Source organism: Deinococcus sp., from assembly GCF_030523985.1.
Classification (GTDB): domain Bacteria; phylum Deinococcota; class Deinococci; order Deinococcales; family Deinococcaceae; genus Deinococcus.
On the sequence record NZ_JAUNHK010000121.1, the window covers coordinates 1 to 2,022 of the forward strand.

General features: G+C 68.6%; 2 protein-coding genes. One reads left to right on the forward strand and one right to left on the reverse strand.

Going from position 1 to position 2,022, the window contains the following annotated elements:
• The first annotated feature begins 29 nt into the window (after positions 1–29).
• A complete protein-coding gene (locus Q4C89_RS13125) occupies positions 30–773 on the forward strand; it encodes a hypothetical protein (protein ID WP_303103072.1) in 744 nt (247 codons plus the stop codon).
• 74 nt (positions 774–847) lie between these two features.
• Here the strand turns inward: Q4C89_RS13125 and Q4C89_RS13130 are convergent, their stop codons facing one another.
• Positions 848–2,005 carry a MalY/PatB family protein gene (locus Q4C89_RS13130; protein ID WP_303103075.1) on the reverse strand — a complete coding sequence of 386 codons (1,158 nt, stop codon included), beginning with the start codon at positions 2,003–2,005 and terminating at the stop codon, positions 848–850.
• Positions 2,006–2,022 lie beyond the last annotated feature (17 nt).

A 2,022-nucleotide genomic window follows, 5' to 3' on the forward strand; every position in this document is an offset into this window, starting at 1 on the left:
TAAGACCACGCAGGCTTTATGCTGCGGCGGTGAGCCTAAGCGCCCTGGCCTCCCTGCTTTCGCGGCCCAGTGAGTCCCTGCCCGACCCCGATGACCTGACGCGGCAAGCCCGAGCCTTGTGGCCCGTGACGGCTGCGGAATCGCTTCAGGCAGTGGCCCTGGCGCTGACCTGGGGGTTTCCTTCGCTAACGCTGGCGGTTTTGCCCGCATCCTCCGACCTGCCGGAAGTCGCCCACCTGCGGGCCGCCGCTTGGCTGCGCCTGGGACGGGGGGCCGAGGTCACGCTCACGCCCGATTCCGCCCGCGCCGCCGTATTGCAGGCACGGGCCGCTTGGCAACAGGCCGCCGCCGATGCCCCGAGGCTGGCGACCCTGTCCCGGCAGCAGGCCCGCGCCGAGGGAGACGCCGCCGCCCTGATAGCCGCCGCCATCCTGCACGCCGAAACCGAACTGTACAGAAACGAACCGCGCCGCGCCCTGCGTTCACTCGCGGAAGGTTTAAAGGTGGCGGAGCTGCTGGGACAGGAGGCCGACGCGCACCTGCTGGCGCTTCTGGCGCACGCCCAGCAGCGGGTCGGAAGCCAGACCAAAGCCGCCCAAACGGCCCACAAAGCCCTGGAACGCAGTCTGCCGCGCAGTCCGGCCCGTTGCGTGGCACTGCTGGCACTGGGAGAAACAGCCACGGCCCAGGCCGAAGCCAGAGCAGGTGAGCTCTCGCCACTCTGGTGGACGCGCTGGCTGGCTACGGATGTGGAAGAGGTGCAGAAGATATAGAGCGCCGAACGTCAGACCTCCCCGCAGTGGTGAGGCTTCCGACGTTCGGCGTGATTTCTAGCCCCTACTCTGCCTTACCGCTCCAGCACCCGCGCCATACTTTCGAGCGCCTCGGCCAGCAGGGCGCGACTGGTCGCAAAATTCACGCGGATAAAGCCCTGGTACTCGCTGCCTTGTTCAGGTGGAGCAAACAGCGGGCCGTTGTGAACCGCCACCTTCGCCTCTTCCAGCAGCAGGGCTTGAATGCGCCCGGCGTCGGGGTGGTCGCGCAGGTCGAGCCACGCCAGATAGGTCGCCTGCACCGGGAAAAATTTGACCCAGGGTAAACGCTCCTGCAAAAAGGCGGTCATGAAATCGCGGTTGTCCCGCAGGTAGGCCACCGTCTGCCGCAGCCAGGGTTCGCCCTCGGCCAGGGCGGCCCGCCACATGGTCAGGCTCAGGGCCGAGGGGTGCCCGCTCAGGCCCGCCACCCGGCCCCGCACCCGGCGCAGCAGCTCGGGCGAGTGGGTGAACATCGCGCCGATGCCCAGGCCAGCGGTATTGAACGCCTTGCAGGGGCCAGTCAGCGTCAGCGTCCGGTCACGCACGCGGGGGTCGGCGGCAAACGGCTCGAACGGGACATCGTCCAGACGCAGGTCGGCGTGCAGTTCGTCCGACACCACGTACAGGTCGTGGGCCAGCGTAAAGTCACGCAGGCGGCGCAGTTCCTCGGCGTCCCAGATGCGCCCGGTGGGATTGTGGGGATGGCAGAGCATCAGCAGTTTTGCGCCCCCCGCCGCTGCCCGTTCCAGGGCGTCCCAGTCGATTTCCCACCGGTGTTCGCCCATGCGGAGCGGAGCTGCCGCCACCTCGCGCCCCAGTTCCCGAATCGCCAGGTGAAAGGGGTGGTAGATGGGGGTCATGGTGATGACCTGCTGGCCCGGTTCGCTCAGCGCAAACACAGCGGCGTACAGCCCCGGCACCACGCCCGGCAGGAAGGCGACCCCCTCGGCAGGCACTTCACCGAGGCCCTGCCCGGCCCACCTGTCTTGCAGCGCCGCGACCAGCACCGGGTCGGGCGTGGGCGCGTAACCGAGCGTGCGCGTCAGCCGCTCTTCCAGCGCCCGCAAAATGGGCGGGGCCACCGGAAAGTCCATGTCGGCAATCCACATGGGCAGCACGCCCTCGCCGTATTGCCGCCACTTGACCGAGTCGGCGTGCGAGAGGTCGGCGCGGCCCAGCGAACCGTGCAGGTCGGCGGGAAGGTCAG